The sequence below is a fragment of the Micromonospora sp. NPDC003944 genome (genome assembly GCF_053605225.1).
Genome location: NZ_JBSGIV010000025.1, coordinates 49,341 through 69,627, shown reverse-complemented (window position 1 = coordinate 69,627; position 20,287 = coordinate 49,341). Strand labels below are relative to the sequence as shown.

The following is a 20,287-nucleotide window of genomic DNA, read 5'->3' as shown; positions in this document are numbered from 1 at the left end:
CGTGGGCGCGATCACCGGAACGTTCAAGGGATTCGGTGTCACCTTCTCGCACATGTTCAGGAAGGTCGTCACGACCGACTACCCGTTCAAGCCGCCGGTGTCGGCGCCGCGTTACCACGGGCGGCACATCCTCAACCGGCACCCGGACGGCCTGGAGAAGTGCATCGGCTGTGAGCTGTGCGCCTGGGCGTGCCCGGCGGACGCGATCTACGTCGAGGGTGGCGACAACACCGACGAGCAGCGCTTCTCGCCGGGTGAGCGGTACGCCAGCATCTACCAGATCAACTACGCCCGCTGCATCTTCTGCGGGCTGTGCATCGAGGCCTGCCCGACCCGGTCGCTCACCATGAGCAACGAGTACGAGCTGGCCCGGGACAACCGACAGGACCTGATCTTCACCAAGGAACAGCTGCTCGCGCCGTTGCTCGAGGGCATGGAGCAGCCGCCGCACCCGATGCGGCTCGGTGACAGCGAGAAGGACTACTACGTCGGCGCGCTGGACAACCCGGGCACCTCCGCCGGTGCGGAGACGTCCCCGATGGGCCCCGGCCGCTACCAGGTGGAGGAGCACCCCGGCGTGACGTTCCCGGGCGCCGAGCAGGCCGCCCAGCGCGTCGCGGCCGGCAAGGGAGAGAAAGCATGACCACGTCTACGGTGCTGGCCGCGGCGGGTGCGGTGTCCGGAGGTGAGGAGGTCACCTTCTGGATCCTCGGGCCGCTCGCGCTCATCGGCGCGATCGGCATGGTGGCCGCGCGCAACGCGGTGCACTCCGCGCTCTGGCTGGTCCTCACCATGCTCTGTCTGGGCGTGTTCTACGTGCTCCAGGCCGGGCCGTTCATCGGCATGGTGCAGATCATCGTCTACACCGGCGCGATCATGATGCTCTTCCTGTTCGTGCTGATGCTCGTCGGTCGGGACTCCACCGACTCGCTGATCGAGACGCTGCGCGGCCAGCGGGTCGCCGCGATCGTGCTGGGGCTGGGCTTCGCCGGTCTGGTCGGCGGCGCGCTCTACCGGGCGATCGAGGGGACCACCGCGGTCGGCCTGGAGCAGGCCAACGCGGAGGGCAACGTGCAGGGCATCGCCCGGCTGCTCTTCACCAAGTACGTCTTCGCGTTCGAGCTGACCTCGGCGCTGCTGATCACCGCGGCGGTCGGTGCCATGGTGCTCGCGCACATCGAGCGCCGCAAGCAGGACAAGGTCGACCAGCCGTCGACGATGCGGGCCCGTTTCGCGCCGGGCAACTACCCCGGCCCCAAGCCGGGCCCCGGCGTCTTCGCGACCTCGTCCTCGGTGGCCACTCCGGCCCGACTGCCGGACGGCCACCTCTCCGAGCGGAGCACGCCGGACATCCTGCCGGTGCGGGAGCTGACCGCGCAGGAGACGACGCTGAAAGGTACGGACCAACGGTGAGCGCGAGGAGTGCAGCGAAGCGGAGCACCGCAGTCGCTAACGAAAGGTGGGCCCAGTCATGACGCCGGACTACTACCTGGTGTTGGCTGCGGTGCTGTTCACCATCGGCGCCGCCGGGGTGCTCGTCCGGCGCAACGCGATCGTGCTCTTCATGTGCGTGGAGCTGATGCTCAACGCGGCCAACCTGACACTGGTCACCTTCAGCCGGATCAACGGTGACCTCAACGGTCAGATCATGGCGTTCTTCGTGATGGTGGTGGCGGCGGCCGAGGTCGTGGTCGGGCTCGCGATCATCATGTCCATCTTCCGGACGCGACGCTCGGCGAGCGTCGACGACGCCAACCTGCTCAAGTACTAGAGGGGTCCACCGGTGGAACAGAGTGTCGAATACGCCCAGGCCACGGGGCTGCTCGGGGGCGTCTGGCTGCTCGTGGCGATCCCGCTGGTCAGCGCGGGCATCCTGCTGCTGCTCGGCCGCCGGGCCGACCGCTGGGGGCACTGGTTGGGCGTCGCCGCCATCGGCGCCGCGTTCGTGCTCGGCCTGAGCTTCTTCTTCCAGCTGCGTGGCCTGGAGAACAAGTCGGTCGAGCTGAGCCTCTGGGACTTCATCGCTGTCGGTGACCTGCGCGTCGACTTCGGCCTGCTCTTCGACCCGCTGGCCGCGGTCTTCGTACTGCTGATCACCGGGGTGGGTTTCCTGATCCACCTGTACGCGGTGGAGTACATGTCGCACGACGCCGGGCGTCGTCGGTTCTTCGCGTACTTCAACCTGTTCGTCGCGGCGATGCTGCTGCTGGTGCTCGGCAACAACTACGTGATGCTGTACTTCGGCTGGGAGGGCGTCGGTCTGGCGTCGTACCTGCTGATCTCCTTCTGGACCGAGCGGCCGAGCGCGGCCACCGCCGGTAAGAAGGCGTTCCTGATGAACCGGGTCGGCGACGCCGGTCTGGCCATCGGCATCTTCATCATGTTCGCCACCCTCGGCACCACCCAGTACGACGAGGTGTTCAACGGCGTCGGCGCGCTGACCGGCACCACCGTGCTGGTCCTCGGCCTGTTGCTGCTGCTCGGCGCGGCCGGTAAGTCCGGTCAGTTCCCGCTCCAGGCGTGGTTGCCGGACGCGATGGAGGGCCCGACCCCGGTGTCGGCGCTCATCCACGCCGCCACCATGGTCACCGCGGGCGTCTACCTGATCGCCAGGTCCAACCCGATCTTCTCGGCCAACTCGACGCTGCAACTCGTGGTGGTGAGCGTCGGCGCTCTCACCCTGCTGATCGGCTGCATCATCGGTGCGGCCAAGGACGACATCAAGCGGGTGCTCGCCTGGTCGACGGTGAGCCAGATCGGCTACATGTTCCTCGGCGTTGGCCTCGGCGGCGCCGCGTACGCGCTGGCAATCGTGCACCTGCTGGCGCACGGCTTCTTCAAGGCCAACATGTTCCTCGGCGCCGGCTCGGTCATGCACGGCATGAAGGACCAGGTCGACATCCGCCGCTTCGGTGGGCTGTCGAAGTACATGAAGATCACCTGGCTGACCTTCATGATGGGCTGGCTGGCCATCATCGGCATGTTCCCATTCTCCGGCTTCTTCTCGAAGGAGCCGATCATCGTGGCAGCCTTCGAGCGGGAGGACTGGACCGCCTGGCTCTTCGGCGGTGCGGCGCTGCTCGGCGCCGGGCTGACCGCGTTCTACATGACCCGGCTGTTCGTGCTCACCTTCCACGGCCCGCAGCGGTGGACCGAGGACATCGAGCACCCGCACGAGTCGCCGAAGCTGATGACCATTCCGCTGATCCTCCTGGCGGTCGGGTCGGTCGGTGCCGGCTTCCTGCTCTCCACGTCCGTTCCGGACTGGCTGACCGAGACCGCCGGGCTCGGCGGCGAGCACTCCGAGCACGAGGCGGTCCTCTCGCACGCCGTGATCACCACGCTGTCGTTGCTTGTCACCGTCCTCGGTGCCGGGCTCGCCTGGTTCCTCTTCCGGGCCGGCACGGCAACCGCGCCGCAGCCGGCCGGGGTGCTTGTCACCGCCGCCCGACGCAACCTCTACACCGACACGGTCAACGAGGCGGTCTTCGAGAAGCCGGGCATCTTCCTCACCCGGGCGTTGGTGTACCTCGACAACCGGGGCATCGACGGGCTCGTCAACGGGCTCGCCGCCGCGGTCGGTGGGGGCTCGGGCCGCCTGCGTCGGATGCAGACCGGGTTCGTCCGCTCGTACGCCACCTCGATCCTGGCCGGTGCGCTGCTGGTGATGGCGGCGTTCCTGGCCGTGCAGGCGGGGTGGTTGGCGTGATGGACCTCTTTCCGGCCGCCCCCGCCGGCGGACCACGCAGTGACGACGGAGGTAAGGCCGCATAATGTCCAACTTCCCGTTCCTCTCGGTGCTCACCGTGGCGCCGCTGGTGGGTGCCCTGGTGGTGGCCTTCCTGCCACGCCAGCGCCCGGAGCTGGCCAAGCAGGTGGCGTTCGCCTGGTCGCTGCTCGTGCTGGTGCTCTCGGTGGTGATGTGGGCCAGCTTCAACGCCGGCGGTGACCGGTTCCAGTTCCGCGAGTCGTACTCCTGGATCCCCAACTGGGGGGTCAGCTTCACCTTCGCCGCCGACGGCATCGCGCTGGTGATGCTGATGCTCATCGCGGTGCTGGTGCCGCTGGTGATCCTGGCGTCCTGGCACGACGCCGAGTCGTCGAAGCGGTCGGTGCCCGTCTACTTCGCGCTGCTTCTGGTCCTCGAGTGCACGATGATCGGCGTCTTCGCGGCCGCCGACGTCTTCCTGTTCTACGTGTTCTTCGAGGTCATGCTGGTGCCGATGTACTTCCTCATCGGCAGCTACGGCGGCCACCAGCGGCAGTACGCGGCGGTGAAGTTCTTCCTCTACTCGCTCGTCGGCGGTCTGTTCATGCTGGCCGCGGTGATCGGCCTGTGGGTGGTCGGCGGAAAGACCTTCGACTGGCAGGCGCTCTCGCAGGTCGACATCAGCACCGGCACGGAGCGGTGGCTGTTCCTCGGCTTCTTCCTCGCGTTCGCAATCAAGGCGCCGTTCTTCCCGTTCCACACCTGGCTGCCCGACGCCGGTGGCGCCGCCCCGGCGGGTGCCGCCGCGCTGCTCGTCGGCGTGCTCGACAAGGTCGGCACCTTCGGCATCCTGCGCTACTGCCTGCCGCTGTTCCCCGAGGCGTCGAAGTGGTTCGCCCCGTGGGCGCTGGCGCTGGGCGTGATCGGCATCGTCTACGCCGCGCTGCTTGCGGTCGGCCAGAACGACCTCAAGCGGCTGGTGTCGTACACCTCGATCGCGCACTTCGGCTTCATCGGCGTGGGCATCTTCGCCTTCACCACCCAGGCCGGCACCGGCGCGGTGCTCTACATGCTCAACCACGGGCTGGCCACCGGCCTGCTCTTCCTGGTGGTGGGCATGCTGATCTCCCGGCGTGGTTCGGCGTTGATCAGCGACTTCGGTGGCGCCGGCAAGCTCGTTCCAGTGCTCGCCGGGGTGCTCTTCTTCGCCGGTCTCGCCTCGCTCGCGCTGCCCGGCACGGCGCCGTTCATCTCCGAGTTCCTGGTGCTGATCGGCACCTTCACGGTGAACAAGCCGGTCGCGGTCATCGCCACGCTCGGCATCATCCTGGCCGCCGCGTACGTGTTGTGGATGGTGCAGCGCACCACCCAGGGCACCCTCAACCCGGCGCTGACCGAGGTCGACGGCATGCGCCGGGACCTCAACCTGCGCGAGAAGGTCGTGGTCGCCCCTCTGATCGCGCTGATCGTGCTGCTCGGCTTCTTCCCCAAGCCGGTCACTGACGTGATCAACCCTGCCGTCCAGGCGACCATGGACGACATCGGCAGAACCGACCCGGCGCCGTCCGTGGGCGGCACCGTCCAGGAGGCGCGCCGGTGAGCGCGAGGAGTGAGCTTGCGAGCCCCATCCGCCCGCGCGAGGAGAGAGCGAAGCGAGCCCCGCAGTCGCGGGCAGAGGCTTGCGCAGTCGCGAACGAAAGGTCGGCACCGTGACCGAGTTGAAGCTGCCGTCGATCGACTACGCGGCGATCGCCCCGATCCTGATCATGTTGGGCACGGCGTTGCTCGGTGTGCTCGTCGAGGCCCTGGTGCCCCGACGGTGGCGGCACGTGGTGCAGTTGACGCTGGCGCTGCTCGCGGTGCTCGCGGCACTGACCATGGTGGTGCTCAGCGCCGACGAGCGGATCATCACCGCCGGCCAGGCCCTCGCGATCGACGGGCCGACGCTGTTCCTCCAGGGCGCGATCCTGGTGCTGGCCGCGATGGCGCTGCTGCTGATCGGTGACCGCTCGGTCGAGCGGGGCGGGGCGTTCGTCGCCCAGGCCGCGGTGACCGCCGAGTCGGCCGACGACCGCCGGCAGGCCGAGGGGCGTAACGGTCTCACCGAGGTCTACCCGCTGACCACGTTCGCGATCGGCGGCATGCTGATCTTCGTGGCGGCGAACGACCTGCTGACCATGTTCATCGCACTCGAGGTCTTCTCCCTGCCGCTGTACCTGCTCTGCGCGCTGGCCCGTCGCCGGCGTCTGCTGAGCCAGGAGGCGGCGATGAAGTACTTCCTGCTCGGCGCGTACGCCTCGGCGTTCTTCCTGTTCGGTGTGGCCCTGATCTACGGCTTCACCGCCGGCATCCCGGACCGCCCGGCCGGCGTCAACTTCGCCACCATCCACGCGGCGGTGAGCGAGTCGCCGGCCAGCCCGGTGCTGCTCTTCGCCGGTATGGCTCTGCTCGCCATCGGCCTGCTCTTCAAGGCCGCGGCGGCTCCGTTCCACGTCTGGACCCCGGACGTCTACCAGGGCGCCCCGACCCCGGTCACCGGGTTCATGGCGGCCTGCACCAAGGTCGCCGCGTTCGGTGCCCTGCTGCGCGTCTTCCAGGTCGCGTTCGCCGACGCCAACTGGGACTTCACTCCGGTCCTCGGCGCGGTGGCGGTGCTGACCATGCTTGTGGGCGCGGTGCTCGCGGTCACCCAGACCGACATCAAGCGGCTGCTCGCGTACTCCTCGATCGCCAACGCCGGCTACCTGCTTGTCGGTGTGCTGGCGCCGAGCCGCGACGGGCTCGCCGGCACGATGTTCTATCTGGTCGCGTACGGCTTCTCGGTGCTTGCCGCGTTCGCCGTGGTGACGCTTGTGCGTGACGAGGACGGCGAAGCCACCCACCTGTCCCGCTGGGCCGGGTTGGGCCGACGGTCGCCGTTCTTCGCCGCGCTCTTCACGTTCATCCTGCTCGCCTTCGCCGGTATCCCGTTGACCAGCGGATTCACCAGCAAGTTCGCCATCTTCGGGCCGGCGCTGGAGGGTGGCCAGGCCTGGCTGGTGATTGCCGGCGTGCTGACCAGCATGGTGCTCGCGTTCCCGTACCTGCGGGTCGTGGTGATGATGTGGCTCTCCGAGCCGGGCGAGTCCACCCCGACCGTCACGGTGCCGGGTGGGCTCACCTCCGCCGCGTTGATGATCGGTGTGCTGGCGACCCTGGTGTTGGGCGTCGCCCCGTCGCCGCTGCTCGATCTGGCTGCCGGAGCCGCCGAATTCGTTCGGTGATCGAAGGAACGACTACCGGGGGTCGGCGCGTGTTCACGTGCCGGCCCCCGGTGCGTATCCCCGGCCCGGAGCAGGTCGAACGCGTGTGGCATGGTTGATGGCGTGGTGAATCCGGCGGGCGAGCGTTCAGGTGCCTCCGGCTCCGGCGGTCGGCGGGGTCGGGCGAGCATGAGTCAGTTCGGCGCGCTTGGCCTCAACCTCGCCGATCCCCGTGTCGAGGCGTCCGTGTTGGGTCTGCTGGACACGGTCGAGGTCGAGTTGCGGGCCAGCGTGGCGAGCGCCGACCCGTTCGTCACCGAGGCGGCCCGGCATCTCGTCGAGGCCGGCGGGAAGCGTTTCCGGCCGTTGCTTGTGGCGCTCGGCGCCCAGTTCGGTGATCCGAACGGCCCACAGGTCGTTCCGGCGGCGGTGGTGATGGAGCTCACTCACCTCGCCACCCTCTACCACGACGACGTGATGGACGAGGCTGCCGTCCGCCGGGGTGCGCCGAGCGCGAACTCCCGGTGGACCAACTCGGTCGCCATCCTGGTCGGCGACTACCTCTTCGCCCGTGCGGCGGACATCGCCGCGGACCTGGGCCCCGAGGCGGTGCGGTTGCAGGCGCGCACCTTCGCCCGGCTGGTGCACGGCCAGATCGCGGAGACCGTGGGGCCGCGTGCCGACGACGACCCGGTGGCCCACTACCTGCACGTGATCGCCGAGAAGACCGGCTCACTGATCGCCACGTCGGCCCGGTTCGGCGGCATGTTCGGTGGTGCCGCCCCGGAGCACGTGGAGGCGCTCGCCGGGTATGGCGAGACGATCGGCGTCGCCTTCCAACTCTCCGACGACCTGCTGGACATCGCCTCCGAGTCGGTGCAGTCGGGCAAGACCCCCGGCACGGACCTGCGCGAGGGCATCCCGACCTTGCCGGTGCTCTACGCCCGCGAGGCGGACGACTCCGACGCGTCGTCGGTGCGACTGCGGGAGATCCTGGCGACCGGCCCACTCACCGACGACGCGCTGCACGCGGAGGCGTTGGGGCTGCTCCGGGAGAGCCCGGCGCTCAAGCGGGCCCGGGAGACCGTGCGCAGCTACGCGGAGGAGGCCCGCGCGCAGCTCGCCCCGCTGCCGCACGGCCCGTCCCGCAGCGCGCTCGAGTCGCTCTGCGACTACATCGCCGACCGCACCAGCTGATCCACATTCCGGCCCGCTGCGGCCGCGGCCCGGCTCAGCAGTCGGCTGCCGACGAGCATGAGGGCGGCGGCGAGCAGCATCGCCCCGGCCGCGATGGCCCACATCGTCGGATAGCCCAGGTGGGCGGCGAGTGGGCCCAGACTCAACGGGCCGAGGCAGCCGCCCGCGTACACCCCGGTCTGGGTGATCGAGGTGGCGGCGGCCGGTGACTGCGGGTGCAGCCGGACCACCGCGAAGTTCACCAGGCCGGGCCAGGCCCAGCCCAGGCCGAAGCCGAGCACCACGCCGACCACCAGTGGCACCGAGCCGGTCATCGCGAGCAGGCCCAGCCCGACCGCGCCGACGAGCAGCATCGCGGCGATGACGGCGATGTGGCCGGTCTCGCGGCGGTCGGCCAACCAGCCGGCGCCCACCCGGGCCGCCACGCAGACCGCGCTGCCCAGGGTCAGGGTGAGACCGGCGAGGCCGGGCGACAGGCCGCGGGCCGCGGCCGAGTCCACCAGGAAGGTGCCGAGCGCGTTGGCCGCGCCCGAGGCCATCGCCGCCGCCGCGCCGATCACCACCAACGCCGCCGTTGCCCGCCCGGCGCGGGTGGCACCGGCCCGTCGTCCCCGGCCGGGCACCTGCCGGGGTACGGCGGCAAGTGTCGTCGACGCGGCCACCGCGGCGGCCACGAACGCCCAGCGCCAGCCGGCGGTGAGCGCGATGGTGGGCACGGCTGCCCCGGCCAGCAGGGTCGAGACGGGGATGGCAGCCTGCTTGACACCGAACGACAGACCCTGTCGCCGGGCCGGCACATGTTGGGCCAGAGCGGCGTTGCTCGCCAACTGGCCCAGCGCGTTCGCGGCGGCGCTGAGCGCCAGCAGGCCGAGAAGCACCGGGTACGAGCGGGCGAAGGCGGCAATTGCCAGCATCGACCCGGCGGCAAGCAGGATGCCGCAGCGGGCGACCAGAGCCGGGCCGTACCGCTCGACCAGGCGGCCGGAGGGCACCGAGGCCAGCGCGCTGACCCCGAAGTAGACGGAGACGGCCAGGCCCAGACCGGCCGGCGAGAAGCCGAGGTCGGTGCCCATCTGCACGGCAAGACCGCCGAGCAGGAAGACCGGGAGTACGCAGGCCACGGTCGTGACGACTGCGCCGGCGCTGGCCCGAACCGGGTGGGTTCGCGCGGGCGGCTCGGGGGTTGTGGAGGTTTCTGTCATCGTCCGGCAAACCTACGCGAGCCCCGCTCACCGCACTCCTGGTGACCGGCGGGCCACGAGCTGTGGATGGTGATCTGGCATCCTCGACCCGAACAGGCATTTCGCACCGGGCCTGTTTTTCATATGGTGTAAGTCCACGGCGGCGGAGGTGGTTGTGCGCGACCCCTTGGCAGAACCTTCGGACCTGATTCGCAGCGTGTCCCGAGCGCTACGGGTGCTGGAGTCGGTCGGTCGCGCCCCCAAGGGCCTGACCGTCAAGCAGATCGCCCGGCGCTGCGAGCTGACCGTGGCCACGACCTACCATCTGGTCCGCACCCTCGCCTACGAGGGCTACGTGATCCGTCGTGAGGACGGCACGTACATCGTGGGGTTGGAGGTGGCCGACCGGTACCGGGAGCTGGTGACGGCCTTCCGGGGCCCGCCGGCGGTCGGTGAGACGCTGCGCCGGGCCGCCCTGGACTCCGGCTACAGCCACTACCTCGGCCGGTTCGTCGGCGGCCAGGTGGCCCTCACCGCGGTCGCCGAGGGGCACCGCTCGCCCTACCTGGAGGATCTGGTCCCCGGCTTCGACGAGGGCGCGCACGCGACGGCACTCGGCAAGTCGCTGCTTGCCACCCTCACCACCGACCAGCGTCACCGCTATCTGCGCGAGTACGGCATGCGCCCGTTCACCACCGCCACGCTCACCACGACCGAGAGTTTCGAGGCGGACCTGGCCGCCGGCGACCGGCGCGGCATGCAGTTGGAGATGGGGCAGTTCCGGCAGGGTGTGGCCTGCGCCGCGGTGCTCGTCGCACCGGACAAGGACATGGAACGCCGGGTGGTGTTGGCCTGCGCGTTGCCGGCCAGCGAGATGATGACCTCCGCCCGGGTGGTCCGCGCCAGGCTGCTCACCGTCGCCCGCAGCGTGGCCGACGGCATCGCCGCCGACGCCTGACCTCTGACCGCCGAGAGGCCCTCTCCCCGGCTGGGAGAGGGCCTCTCGGGGCGGTCCAGTGCCGGACCGCCGGAACAACGTCAGCGGCCGCTCGGCCGCGGGTACGACGTCAGCTGCCCACCGGGCCGCCGTCGAGACGCCAGGTGACCACCACACCCGGCTTGGCGTAGTCACCGTCCGGCCAGTTCGAGGCCGGGTTCTCCACCGAGGCCCCGGTGATCTCGCCCGGGTGCTGCACCGCGACGAAGACCGAGCGGTTGTCGCCGGTGATGAACGGGCCGCAGGTCTCCGCACCGAGCGGCACGGTCAGGAACTGCTTGAGGTGACCCCGCTCCGGGCCCTCGACGGCGGTGGCGAACAGGCCGTCGTTGCTGCCCAGCGCGTTGCCGTCGGTGGAGATCCACAGGTTGCCGGTGGCGTCGAAGGCGACGTTGTCCGGGCAGGAGATCGGGGAGACCTTGGTCTTGTCGTACCCGGCGAAGAAGGTCGACGGGTCGGTCGGGTCGCCGCAGACGATCGGCAGCGACCAGGCGAACGTCTCCGACGTGTTGTCGTTGCGGTCCTCGACCAGCTCCAGGATCTGCCCGTGCTTGTTCGCGTTGCGCGGGTTGGCCTCGTCCGCCTTCGGGTTGCTGCCGACACCACGGTTGGTGTTGTTCGTCAGGGCCACGTACACCTTGCCGGTGAGCAGGCTCGGCTCGACGTCCTCGGGGCGGTCCATCTTGGTCGCTCCGACCTTGTCACCGGCGAGCCGGGTGAAGGTGAGCACGTCCGCGGCGGTCATTCCGTCGACGAACGACCGGTTGCCGCTGACCAGCTTGATCCAGCGACCCCGGCCGTCGAACGCGCCGTCGGCGGGGAGCTTGCCCGAGCCGTCGATCTCGGCGGCGCTGGTCTGGTCGAGCTTCGCCACGTAGAGCGTGCCGGACTCCAGCAGGGTCAGGTTGTGCTTGCGGGCAGCCCAGGAGTTGCCCTTCATGAACTTCTTGTCCGAGACGAACTTGTAGAGGTAGTCGAACCGCTCGTCGTCGCCCATGTACGCGACCACGTGACCGTCCTTCGCGACGATCACGTTGGCGCCCTCGTGCTTGAACCGGCCCATCGCGGTGTGCTTGCGCGGGCGGCTCTCCGGGTCGAACGGGTCGATCTCGACGACCCACCCGAACCGGTGCGCCTCGTTGGGGTGCTTCGCCAGGTCGAAGCGCTCGTCCGCGCGCTCCCACTTGCGGCTGCCGCTGGGGTAGCGGCTGGCGGTGCCGATGCCGTAGCGGTCCAGCTTCGGCTTCAGCTCGGCCGGGGCGGCGTCGGCCCCGACGAAGTACTGGTTGAAGTTCTCCTCGCCGGAGAGCACCGTGCCCCACGGGGTCACGCCACCGGCGCAGTTGTTGAGCGTGCCGACGACGGTGCGGCCCTTGGGGTCGGCGGCGGTCTTCAGCCAGGCCGAGCCGGCAGCCGGGCCGGTCAGGTCGAACTTGGTGCTCAGGGCGGTGACGCGCCGGTTGTACGGCCGCGGACCCTTGCCGACCGGCTGCCACTGCCCGGTGCCCGCGACCCGCTCCAGCTCCACCACGGACATGCCGTGCGCGGCCATGGCGGTGCGCAGCTGCTCCACGGAGAGCCCGTCGAGGCCGGGGAAGCCCGGGAACATCAGGTCCTCGTTCGTGTACTCGTGGTTGACCACGAGCAGCGCCCGCTTGCCCTGCTTGTCCAGCGGCAGCACGCCCACGAAGTCGTTGTTGTAACCGAACTGCTTGGACTGCGCGGCGGCGGTCTGGTGGTGCAGGTCGAACTCCGGAGCGCCCGGCAGCACCGGGTCACCCCACTTGATCACCACGGCGTGGTCGTAGCCGTTCGGCACGACCAGGGTGTCCAGCTTGTTCGGTGGGATCGGCTTGAAGGTCAGTGCACCACTGCCGACTCCGGTGCTGGGACGGCCGAAACCGAAGGCCTCCGGGACGTCCGGGGTGGCGGGGGCCGCCATGGCCGGGGCCGCACCGGCGAGCGCACCGGCCGCCGTGCCGCCGAAGCCGAGCACCAGCGCGCCGACCGCGCCGGCCCGGACCACGCCACGCCGCGACACCTCGGCGTTCACCACATCACCGAAGTACGCGTTGTCGGAGGTGTTCGGTACCGGGTGGTCACAGGCGTTTCCGCACCGGTAGAGACAGGTCATGGCGTCGCGGGTGCCATGGCGGGCGCCGTTCAACAGGGGGAGCAGCCGGGGACGGTCGCTCATGGGAGAGGCCTCCAGGGAAGTCGGTGGCACGACAGGCGGCGTACCCGCCGGACGCTAGGAGGACGTGGTGAGCGCTCGTCGGCCACGATGTGAACCGGGCATGAACACCTCTCCGGGCGGCAGCCGTCTGACCTCGGTCTGAACCGTTCGGCGTGACGGCACGTATTCCCGAGCGGACGCACCGCCGGACGCGCGCCGGAAGCGAGGAGACCGCCATCAGCGACCACGACGCCCAACTGCTGCGCGCGCTGCACGACGAGCACGCGGAGGCGCTGTACGCCCACGCCCTGCGGCTGGTCAACGGGGACCGGCAACGGGCCGAGGACCTGGTGCAGGAGACGCTGCTGCGGGCCTGGCGACATCCGGAGTCACTCGACCCGCGGCGCGGATCGGTGCGGTCCTGGCTGTTCACCACCGCCCGCAACCTGGCCATCGACGCCTGGCGGCGGCGGTCCACCCGGGTCGGCGAGGTGTTCACCGACGACCTGCCGGAGCCGCCCGAGGTGATCGACGAGGCCGAGCGCGCGGTGGAGGCGTGGACCGTCGCCGAGGCGCTGAACCGACTCAGCCCGACCCACCGGGAGGTGCTGGTCGAGTGCTTCTACCAGGGGCGGTCGGTGGCCGAGGCGGCGTCCCGCCTGGGCGTACCGCCAGGGACCGTGAAGTCCCGCACCCACTACGCGCTGCGGTCTCTACGGTTGGTCCTGGCCGAGATGGGGGTGACGGGATGACCCGGTGCGAGTTCGCGTACGACGATGGCGCGTACGTGCTGGGTGCCCTGGCACCCGCCGAGCGGGCAGCGTACGAGCGGCACCTCGGCGGCTGCGCCTCGTGCCGGGAGGCGGTGGCCGAGATCGCGGTGCTGCCCGGTCTGCTCGGGCGTCTCGACCCGGCGGGGCTGGAGCAGATCATGCCGCCGCCGGCCCCACCCCGGGTGCCCGCGCTGCTCGACGAGGCCCGCAAGCGCCGTCGCCGGGAACGCGCCGCGGATCGGCGACGGTACGCACTGACCACACTTGCCGCCGCGGGGTTGGCGCTGCTCGTGGGTGTGGGCACCGCTGTGGCGCTGCCCCGACCGGTCAGCCCCTCCGGGCCCCCCGTCGCGCAGGGCACGCCGGCTCCGCGGGTGTCGATGGTCGCCATGCGACCGGTGGCCACCGCCGGGCCGGTCCACGCCGACCTCGGGCTCACCGGCACCAAGTGGGGCACCGAGGTGACCATGCGCTGCGGGTACGACGCGCGGACGAGTTACGGCAAGGCGTACCCGTTCCGGCTTGTGGCGCGCGGCCCGAACGGTGCCACCGAGCAGATCGGCTCCTGGCTGGCGGCTCCCGGTGACGACCTCAGCTTCACCGGCGCCACACGCTTCACCGACGCCGAGCTGGTAAGCGTGGAACTCCAAAAAGCCGACGGCACCCCCCTACTAACCTACGCGGTCCCGTAACCCGCCCCGGCCGGCCGGCCCGTCGGCGTCGATCATGGAGTTGTGCTGGGTGACAAATCGCCCGAACTAATGCTGGGCGGGCACCACAACTCCATGATCGACCGCAGGTGCGGGTTGGCGGCGGGTGTGGCGGGAGGTGCGGACGGCGTCGGCGGTGAAGACGACAAGCGCCAGCCAGACCAGAGCGAAGCCGGCCAGTCGCGCCGGCGGCATCGGCTCGTGGAAGATCAGCACACCGCAGCCGAGCTGAAGGATCGGCGCCAGATATTGGATCATGCCGAGGCCGCTCAGCGGCAGTCGGTTGGCCGCCCCGGCGAACAGCAGCAGCGGAATCGCCGTGGCCGCACCGGCCAGCACGAGCAGCGCGGTGTGCCCGGCCGAGACGTGCCCGAAGGTCAGGTCGGCTTTCGCCGTCAGCCAGGCGAGGTAACCGAGAGCCGGCAACGCCAGCACCGCCGACTCGACGAAGAGCCCCTCGGCCGCCGGCAGTCCGAGCCGCTTCTTGACCAGGCCGTAGCCGGCGAAGCTGAACGCCAGGGTCAACGCCAGCCAGGGCAGCCGGCCGTAGTCCACGGTGAGCACCAACACCGCCGACGCGCCGATCCCCAGCGCCACCCACTGCGCCGGGCGCAGCCGCTCCCGCAGCACCGTCACCCCGAGCAGCACCACGACCAGCGGGTTGATGAAGTAGCCGAGCGCGGTCTCCACCACCCGGCCGGAGTTGACCCCGTAGATGTAGGTGCCCCAGTTGACCGCGATCAGCGCGGCGGCGGCGACGATCCCGGCCACCGCCCAGGGGCGGCGCAGCAGCGACCGCAGGAAGCCGATGTTGCGCAGCGCCGCCAGCAGCAGGGCCACGAAGACCACCGACCAGACGATCCGGTGGGCCAGGATCTCCAGCGGGCCGGCGGGTCGCAGCAGCTTCAGGTAGAGCGGAAAGAAACCCCAGAGCAGGTACGCGCCGAAGCCGTAGAGGTATCCCAGGCGAAGTGGCGTCACGCCTCCACCGTAAGGGGCGTAGCGCTGCTTTGTTCCTTTCCGGTGATCGGGGTCACCGGAGGCCGCCGGTCCAGCTGCATCCACCGCTGCGGCGCGTCCAGCGAGCTGAAGCCCACCCGCGCGTACACCTCGTGGGCGTCGTTGGTGCAGAGCAGGATCCGGCGTACGCCCAACTCGGCCAGGTGGTCGCGGACCGCGCCGGCCAGCCACCCGCCCAGCCCCCGGCCACGGGCGGCGCGGTCCACGTACACGTCGCAGAGCCAGGCGAAGGTGGCGCGGTCCGTGACGACCCGGGCCACCGCCACCTGGCGGCCGTCCTCGGGGCGGTAGATGCCGAACGGCAGCGAGCCCGCGAAGGCCTGCTCGGTGGTCTCCCGGTCCCGTCCGAGCGCCCAGTACGCGTCGGTGGACAACCAGTGGTGTACGAGGTCCAGGTCGATCCGCGCCGGATCGGTGCTGAGCAGGTGGCCGTCATCGTTCGTCAGCGAGAACATGACGCGACGTTAACCGGGGGGACGGGCGCTCAGGCCTGCCGATTCCCGAACTCTGGTCACCGGCCCAGCCCGGGGCTCCGGCCGAGGTCGGAGCGCCCGGGCTGGACCGGGTCGGTGCCTGCTGGTCGCCGGTCAGTCCCGGTCGAGGACAGCGCCGAGGATCCAGGTCACGATGCTCACGAAGAGGGCGCCGAGCACGGCGGCCGGCCAGAAACCGTCCACCGAGAACGGCAGCCCGGCCTGGTCGGCGATCCAACTGGTGAGCAGGAACAGCAGACCGTTCACCACCAGGGCGATGAGACCCAGGGTCAGCAGGTAGAAGCCGCAGCCGACGGTCTTGATGATCGGCTGGAGAACCGCGTTGACCACGCCGAAGATCACCGCCACCAGAAGCAGCGTGGTCACCGTCTCGGTGGCCGAGTTCGAATCCAGGGAGATGCCCGGGATGAGGAGCGTGGCCAGCCAGAAAGCCAGAGCTGTGCTGGCCAGCCGAATCAGCAGACCTTTCAGAAAACCCATGGCGGGGATCGTGCCACGGACCACGCACCGGCGTAACCCGGCAACAGGCCAACCTGACGACTCAGGCGCGCGTAGGCGACCCGATCAGTTGCGCCTCGATCGGAGTGGGGGAGAGCAGCGCCCACCGCAGCGCCCGGCGGTTGACCACTGCCACCATGTCCTCCCGGATCCGGGTCAGCCACTCCGCCGAACCGCCGAGCCCCAGCGCGGCTCCGGCCAGGGTGGACTCGGCGGCGGTCAGCGGCTGCAGTAACGCCAGGTCGGCGCGGCTCAACGCGTCCACGTCGGCCGGAGTCAGCACGTCTCGTACCACGAGGGTGGCCCTCCAGGGCGGGCCCGGCGCGGCCGCCACCGGCCCGGCGTCGACGACCAGCAGCAGCGGACGCAGCGCGGTGCCCACCCCGTCGGCGACGGCCCGACCGGGCGGGAGCAACGGGATCGTGCCGCCCGGCGCGCCGACCCCCCGGACGAACGGCTCCCAGGCGCGGGGCCGCGCGGTCTGCACCACCACCAGGGCGCCGAGCGCCAGCGCGCGCAGGGCCACCAACTGGGCCGCGCGCACCCCACCGACAAGCAGCACACGGGTGCCCTCCGGGCGGAACAGCCGGACGGTGACGGCGCGACCGTGCCGGTTGGTGCCGACCATCAGGCCCGCGTCGCCCAGGGACAGCTCCCAGCCGTCCACGGCAGCGCCGGGTTGCGCCCCGGGGGTCGGTGGGCGGGGCTGCGCGCCGGGCGCTGTCAGCGCCAACGGCAACGTGGCGGCCAGCCCGCCCAGGTGGGCGCCGTCGAGCCGGCGCAACTCGCCGCCCAGGTCGGTCACCAGGCGGACCAGCGCCTCGGCGGCAGCCGCCAGCTCGGTCGGCGTCCCGGCCGCCAAGCGTACGGTCAGCTCCGTCGGCACGCCGGTGGTCGGCGACGGACCCGACGACACCGCAGTTGTCGGCGACGGGCCTGAGCAGATCGACACCGTGGTGGCCGTCGCCGGCAGCGTGAGCAGGCGAGGCACCAGTCGGCGTGCCGACGTGGCACCCGCGTCGGGCCACCGGACAAGTCGGAAGGTGGCCTGCACCAGGGTGCCGGACCGGATCGCCGGCCAGGTCTCCCGAACCTGTTCGCCGTCCTGGTGGGCCAACTCGCCCAGGACGCGTAGCGCGGCGGGCACCCCGAGCGGTCGCGCGGCCAACGGCCCGAGCCGGCGGACGATCCGACGGACCGTGCCGGCCAGGACGCGGCGCAGGTCCTCCTCGGACCAGCCGTTCACCCGCAGGACCCGGACCGCCACCACCGCCCGTTCGCGCCCGGCGAGGCGTCCGTCGGTGAGCTGCCGGTACGACGTGCCGACCGTGCCGCCGGCGCTCGGCACGGGCGCCGGTGCGCCGGCGAGCAGCAGTTGCAGCACGAGCGGAGGCAGATCCGGACCGGCCGGGGGGAACAACGCGGCCGGGGTGGGGATCGCCTGGGACGCGTCGCCGAGCAGGTCGCCGGGGTCGCCGAGCTCCAGCAGCGCGACCATGCCCGTGGTGTCCTCGAGAACGGCCGCGGGCCCCCCGGTCAGCTCGGTCGAGCGGACGACGGTGCCCGGGGCGACAAGGTCGAGCAGTTCGGCCGCTCCGGCCGGCCCGGTCAGGGCCCGGCGGCGGGTGAGGTGCCCGGTCGCGGTGGCCAGCCACTCGAAGAGCCAGCGGCCCCGAACCGGCACCCAGGCGGCCGCCACCAGCAGCACGGCCAGCAGTACGGCCACCGCGACGAGCGGTGCGGACCGGCCGACGGCGACGAGGACGAGCGCCGCAGCGACCTGCACGGTGACGAGTTGCCCGGCTCGCGCTCCGCCGAAGGCGCGGCGGGCGGGTGCCACCCAGCGCTGCACCCGGGACCGCTGACGGGGAACGCGCTGAGCGGACGACCCCGGGCCACGGTCGGTGGGTCGACCCGGCCCGGTCGCCGATGCGGAGGTGCCTGCCTCGGACCCGACCGGCGCCGGTGGGTGCGGCCCTCCGGTGGTGATCGCCGGCACCGTGCCTCCTCGACCAGTGGGGACCGGGTCGGGCGGCCGGTCCGCCCTCCGGCGGCCCGTCACGCGCCGCGACGTGGTTGCGGCACATCGTAAGCGACCGATGGCCCTCCCGGTTGTCCACAGGGGAAGCCCGTGGGGTAGCAGAACCGCTACGAGGTCGCTACCGTCAGCCACGAAGTCCTTCGCTGACCCGTGTCTCAGTGCTCGACGACCGGGCCAAGCGACGACGCGCCGCCGAGCGTGGGCGTGTCGACGGCCAGGTGCGATCCGAGAGACGAGGTGACGTCCGGGTGTCCCAAACCAAGGCAGAAGCAGCGGTGATGCAGCAGACCGCAGCGAAGTTCGAGCAGGTGGACCAGTCGTTGCAGTCCATGCTGACCGGCCTGCTGGCCGAGCTGGAGGTGTTGCAGCAGGCATGGCGTGGCGCTGGTGGCCGGTCCTTCGAGCAGGTCAAGCAGCAGTGGTCACAGGACCAGGCGGCCCTGCACCGCGCGCTGCGCGAAACGGCAGGCGCGATCCGCACCGCCGGTCGGCAGTACGACGCGTCCGACGACGAGGTGGCCAGCCGGGTGGCCGGCACCAACCGCGGCGGCATCCAGTTGCCGCTCTGATCCCGCTGGGGAGGGAATCCGATGGACCATGGTGTGCTGGTCGTCAACTTCGCCGCGCTGCAGCAGGCCGGCGCTGACATCCAGAAGGCGTTGAACACCCTCGACTCGCAGCTCGGCCAACTCGAACGCGACGCCGCTCCGCTTGTGGCGAGCTGGACGGGCGAGGCGCGGCAGGCCTACGAGCAGCGGCAGGCGCGGTGGCGCTCGGCCTCGCAGGACCTGCAGGGCATGCTGCGTGACATCAGGTTGGCGGTGAACGACTCCGCCACCGACTACCTGGACACCGAGAAGAAGAACACCGGGCTGTTCCAGTGAGCGATGTGGGCCGGGAGCGCTGACCGTGTCCGGGTCAGCGCCCCGCCCGCACCGGGCCGGAGGTCACGGCCGCGTGCGGGCGGGCTCAGGTCGGGCCGGCCGGGCGCCAACGGCGACGGACGCCCCGGGGCACCACCAGGGCGAGCAACGCCACGGTGACCGCCGTCATGCCGACCGCCGCGCCGACAAGCAGAGCCCGGTCCCGGGCGGCGGCCCGGCGGGCCTCCCGGGCGAGCTGCGCCGGGTCGGCCCGATCGTCGGCGAGCCCGGCGACCGGCCGAGCGCCGGCCGCACGCCCGCCACTGGTCTCGGTGACCGCCCGGTAGGGGTTCAACACCCCGGCGCCGTACCCGCCGCCCCGGCCCACGCCGGGTGCTGGATCGGCGGTGACGATGATCCGCTCGGCCACCTGGGCGGCGGTCAGTTCGGGCCGATACTCCCGCAACAACGCGGCGGTGGCGGCCACGAACGGCGCCGCGTAACTGGTGCCTTCGACCCGATGGTGGCCGGCACCGGGTGCGGCGGTCAGCACGTCGCTGCCCGGCGCCACCAGATCGACGTACGAGCCGGTCTGCGAGAACGTCGCCCGCCCACCGTCCGCGCCGATCGCACCCACGCCGAGCACCCCGTCGTAGCCGGCCGGGAACGGTCGGGGGTTCCCGCTGTCGTGCAGGTTGCCGGCGGCGGCCACCAGCACCACGTCCCGGTCGACCGCGTACCGCACGGCCGAGCGGACCTCCGGGTCGTCCGCGTACAGCACCACGGACAGGTTCACCACGTCGGCGTCGTTGTCGACGGCCCACCGGATGGCCCGGGCGAACTCGTCGGCGCTGACCGTACGCCCCGACTCCCGCCCCTGGACCACCTGCTGCTCACTCACCCGCACCGGCAGGATGCGGGCGCCCGGTGCCAGGCCACGGAAGGCGACGTCGGGGCGGGGTGCCGCCGCGATGATACTCGCCACACCGGTGCCGTGCCCGGCGCAGTCCCGACCACCGTCCCCGCCGGGGTCGAGCAGGTCGGCGCCGGTCAGCACCCGCCCGACCAGCTGCGGGTGCACCCGGTCCACGCCGGAGTCGACCACCGCGACCGTCACTCCGAGGCCGGTGGCAAGCGGCGCGAGCCGCGCCGGGTCGTACCGCTGCTGTGGCCAGGGCGTGGCCGCGACCGGCCGGACGGGGGCGAGTGGGGTGGCGCACGTCGGGGCCGCCCGGAGCCCGGCGGTGGCGGCGACGGTCGGAAGGGCCGGTACGGTCAGCAGGCTGACGGCCAGACCTGCGAGGACCGGGCGCGGGAACGATCGGGACATCGACACCCTCCGTATCGTGTCGGCTCCGGAACGGGATGTTATCGCCTCCTGCGCGC

General features: G+C 71.2%; 19 protein-coding genes. 12 read left to right on the top strand and 7 right to left on the bottom strand.

The window, feature by feature from the left end; translation table 11 throughout:
• Window position 1: 1 nt before the first annotated feature.
• The 7 genes from nuoI (at window position 2) to ACWER9_RS14980 (ending at window position 8,148) form a co-directional block, all read left to right on the top strand.
• Window positions 2–643, top strand: a complete 642-nt coding sequence (gene nuoI, locus ACWER9_RS15010; protein WP_196920665.1) for an NADH-quinone oxidoreductase subunit NuoI — start codon at window positions 2–4, stop codon at window positions 641–643.
• Window positions 640–1,413: an NADH-quinone oxidoreductase subunit J gene (locus ACWER9_RS15005; RefSeq protein WP_452302371.1), complete on the top strand. Its 774-nt coding sequence runs from the start codon at window positions 640–642 to the stop codon at window positions 1,411–1,413. Before nuoI ends, ACWER9_RS15005 begins: the two co-directional genes overlap by 4 nt.
• Window positions 1,414–1,471: 58 nt before the next feature.
• Window positions 1,472–1,771 carry an NADH-quinone oxidoreductase subunit NuoK gene (gene nuoK / locus ACWER9_RS15000; RefSeq protein WP_030486270.1) on the top strand — a complete coding sequence of 100 codons (300 nt, stop codon included), beginning with the start codon at window positions 1,472–1,474 and terminating at the stop codon, window positions 1,769–1,771.
• A 12-nt stretch (window positions 1,772–1,783) separates the two neighbouring features.
• Entirely contained in the window at window positions 1,784–3,709 is a 1,926-nt protein-coding gene (nuoL, locus tag ACWER9_RS14995) for an NADH-quinone oxidoreductase subunit L (protein ID WP_452302370.1), read from the top strand.
• A 64-nt stretch (window positions 3,710–3,773) separates the two neighbouring features.
• Window positions 3,774–5,309, top strand: coding sequence for an NADH-quinone oxidoreductase subunit M (locus tag ACWER9_RS14990; protein ID WP_452302369.1), 1,536 nt, complete (start codon window positions 3,774–3,776; stop codon window positions 5,307–5,309).
• Window positions 5,310–5,418: 109 nt separating this feature from the next.
• Window positions 5,419–6,972 carry an NADH-quinone oxidoreductase subunit NuoN gene (gene nuoN / locus ACWER9_RS14985; protein ID WP_452302368.1) on the top strand — a complete coding sequence of 518 codons (1,554 nt, stop codon included), beginning with the start codon at window positions 5,419–5,421 and terminating at the stop codon, window positions 6,970–6,972.
• 90 nt (window positions 6,973–7,062) lie between these two features.
• Window positions 7,063–8,148, top strand: coding sequence for a polyprenyl synthetase family protein (locus ACWER9_RS14980; protein WP_452302367.1), 1,086 nt, complete (start codon window positions 7,063–7,065; stop codon window positions 8,146–8,148).
• Here the strand turns inward: ACWER9_RS14980 and ACWER9_RS14975 are convergent.
• Window positions 8,124–9,350, bottom strand: a complete 1,227-nt coding sequence (locus ACWER9_RS14975) for an MFS transporter (RefSeq protein WP_452302366.1) — start codon at window positions 9,348–9,350, stop codon at window positions 8,124–8,126. The genes ACWER9_RS14980 and ACWER9_RS14975 overlap by 25 nt on opposite strands.
• Before the next feature lie 154 nt (window positions 9,351–9,504).
• Between ACWER9_RS14975 and ACWER9_RS14970 the strand changes: the two genes are divergently transcribed.
• Window positions 9,505–10,287 (top strand): IclR family transcriptional regulator, encoded by a 783-nt coding sequence (locus ACWER9_RS14970; protein ID WP_452302365.1) that lies wholly within the window; start codon window positions 9,505–9,507, stop codon window positions 10,285–10,287.
• 109 nt (window positions 10,288–10,396) lie between these two features.
• Here the strand turns inward: ACWER9_RS14970 and ACWER9_RS14965 are convergent, their stop codons facing one another.
• Window positions 10,397–12,523 carry a PhoX family protein gene (locus ACWER9_RS14965; protein ID WP_452302364.1) on the bottom strand — a complete coding sequence of 709 codons (2,127 nt, stop codon included), beginning with the start codon at window positions 12,521–12,523 and terminating at the stop codon, window positions 10,397–10,399.
• A 215-nt stretch (window positions 12,524–12,738) separates the two neighbouring features.
• Here ACWER9_RS14965 and ACWER9_RS14960 point away from each other — a divergent pair, with 215 nt between their 5' ends.
• Both ACWER9_RS14960 and ACWER9_RS14955 read left to right on the top strand, forming a co-directional pair.
• A complete protein-coding gene (locus ACWER9_RS14960; RefSeq protein WP_051708644.1) occupies window positions 12,739–13,254 on the top strand; it encodes a sigma-70 family RNA polymerase sigma factor in 516 nt (171 codons plus the stop codon).
• On the top strand, window positions 13,251–13,967 hold the full coding sequence (locus ACWER9_RS14955) for an anti-sigma factor family protein (protein ID WP_452302363.1): 717 nt from the start codon (window positions 13,251–13,253) through the stop codon (window positions 13,965–13,967). Before ACWER9_RS14960 ends, ACWER9_RS14955 begins: the two co-directional genes overlap by 4 nt.
• Before the next feature lie 66 nt (window positions 13,968–14,033).
• On the opposite strand, the gene rarD is transcribed toward ACWER9_RS14955, so the two are convergent.
• The 4 genes from rarD to eccE all read right to left on the bottom strand — a co-directional run bounded on the left by rarD (window position 14,034) and on the right by eccE (window position 17,996).
• Window positions 14,034–14,966, bottom strand: coding sequence for an EamA family transporter RarD (rarD, locus tag ACWER9_RS14950; RefSeq protein ID WP_452302362.1), 933 nt, complete (start codon window positions 14,964–14,966; stop codon window positions 14,034–14,036).
• A complete protein-coding gene (locus ACWER9_RS14945; protein WP_452302361.1) occupies window positions 14,963–15,460 on the bottom strand; it encodes a GNAT family N-acetyltransferase in 498 nt (165 codons plus the stop codon). The genes rarD and ACWER9_RS14945 overlap by 4 nt, the downstream gene beginning before the upstream one ends.
• Before the next feature lie 132 nt (window positions 15,461–15,592).
• Complete coding sequence (locus ACWER9_RS14940) at window positions 15,593–15,979, bottom strand: phage holin family protein (RefSeq protein WP_091395522.1); 387 nt, start codon at window positions 15,977–15,979, stop codon at window positions 15,593–15,595.
• A 61-nt stretch (window positions 15,980–16,040) separates the two neighbouring features.
• Window positions 16,041–17,996, bottom strand: a complete 1,956-nt coding sequence (eccE, locus tag ACWER9_RS14935) for a type VII secretion protein EccE (protein WP_452302360.1) — start codon at window positions 17,994–17,996, stop codon at window positions 16,041–16,043.
• Between the two features lie 290 nt (window positions 17,997–18,286).
• Between eccE and ACWER9_RS14930 the strand changes: the two genes are divergently transcribed.
• Together ACWER9_RS14930 and ACWER9_RS14925 are read left to right on the top strand one after the other, a co-directional pair.
• On the top strand, window positions 18,287–18,607 hold the full coding sequence (locus ACWER9_RS14930; protein ID WP_357355530.1) for a WXG100 family type VII secretion target: 321 nt from the start codon (window positions 18,287–18,289) through the stop codon (window positions 18,605–18,607).
• 21 nt (window positions 18,608–18,628) lie between these two features.
• Window positions 18,629–18,922, top strand: a complete 294-nt coding sequence (locus ACWER9_RS14925) for a WXG100 family type VII secretion target (protein WP_357355528.1) — start codon at window positions 18,629–18,631, stop codon at window positions 18,920–18,922.
• Window positions 18,923–19,007: 85 nt separating this feature from the next.
• On the opposite strand, the gene mycP is transcribed toward ACWER9_RS14925, so the two are convergent.
• The gene (gene mycP / locus ACWER9_RS14920) at window positions 19,008–20,231 is read right to left on the bottom strand and encodes a type VII secretion-associated serine protease mycosin (protein WP_452302359.1); all 1,224 of its coding nucleotides are present in this window, start codon (window positions 20,229–20,231) and stop codon (window positions 19,008–19,010) included.
• Window positions 20,232–20,287 lie beyond the last annotated feature (56 nt).

What these genes read in the sequence shown, in the direction of transcription:
- ACWER9_RS15005 (WP_452302371.1), top strand. Translation starts at nt 640, where the DNA reads ATGACCACGTCTACGGTGCTGGCCGCGGCGGGTGCGGTGTCCGGAGGT.
- nuoK (WP_030486270.1), top strand. Translation starts at nt 1,472, where the DNA reads ATGACGCCGGACTACTACCTGGTGTTGGCTGCGGTGCTGTTCACCATC.
- ACWER9_RS14990 (WP_452302369.1), top strand. Translation starts at nt 3,774, where the DNA reads ATGTCCAACTTCCCGTTCCTCTCGGTGCTCACCGTGGCGCCGCTGGTG.
- ACWER9_RS14980 (WP_452302367.1), top strand. Translation starts at nt 7,063, where the DNA reads ATGGTTGATGGCGTGGTGAATCCGGCGGGCGAGCGTTCAGGTGCCTCC.
- ACWER9_RS14975 (WP_452302366.1), bottom strand. Translation starts at nt 9,350, where the DNA reads ATGACAGAAACCTCCACAACCCCCGAGCCGCCCGCGCGAACCCACCCG.
- ACWER9_RS14965 (WP_452302364.1), bottom strand. Translation starts at nt 12,523, where the DNA reads ATGAGCGACCGTCCCCGGCTGCTCCCCCTGTTGAACGGCGCCCGCCAT.
- ACWER9_RS14955 (WP_452302363.1), top strand. Translation starts at nt 13,251, where the DNA reads ATGACCCGGTGCGAGTTCGCGTACGACGATGGCGCGTACGTGCTGGGT.
- ACWER9_RS14945 (WP_452302361.1), bottom strand. Translation starts at nt 15,460, where the DNA reads ATGTTCTCGCTGACGAACGATGACGGCCACCTGCTCAGCACCGATCCG.
- ACWER9_RS14940 (WP_091395522.1), bottom strand. Translation starts at nt 15,979, where the DNA reads ATGGGTTTTCTGAAAGGTCTGCTGATTCGGCTGGCCAGCACAGCTCTG.
- ACWER9_RS14925 (WP_357355528.1), top strand. Translation starts at nt 18,629, where the DNA reads ATGGACCATGGTGTGCTGGTCGTCAACTTCGCCGCGCTGCAGCAGGCC.
- mycP (WP_452302359.1), bottom strand. Translation starts at nt 20,231, where the DNA reads ATGTCCCGATCGTTCCCGCGCCCGGTCCTCGCAGGTCTGGCCGTCAGC.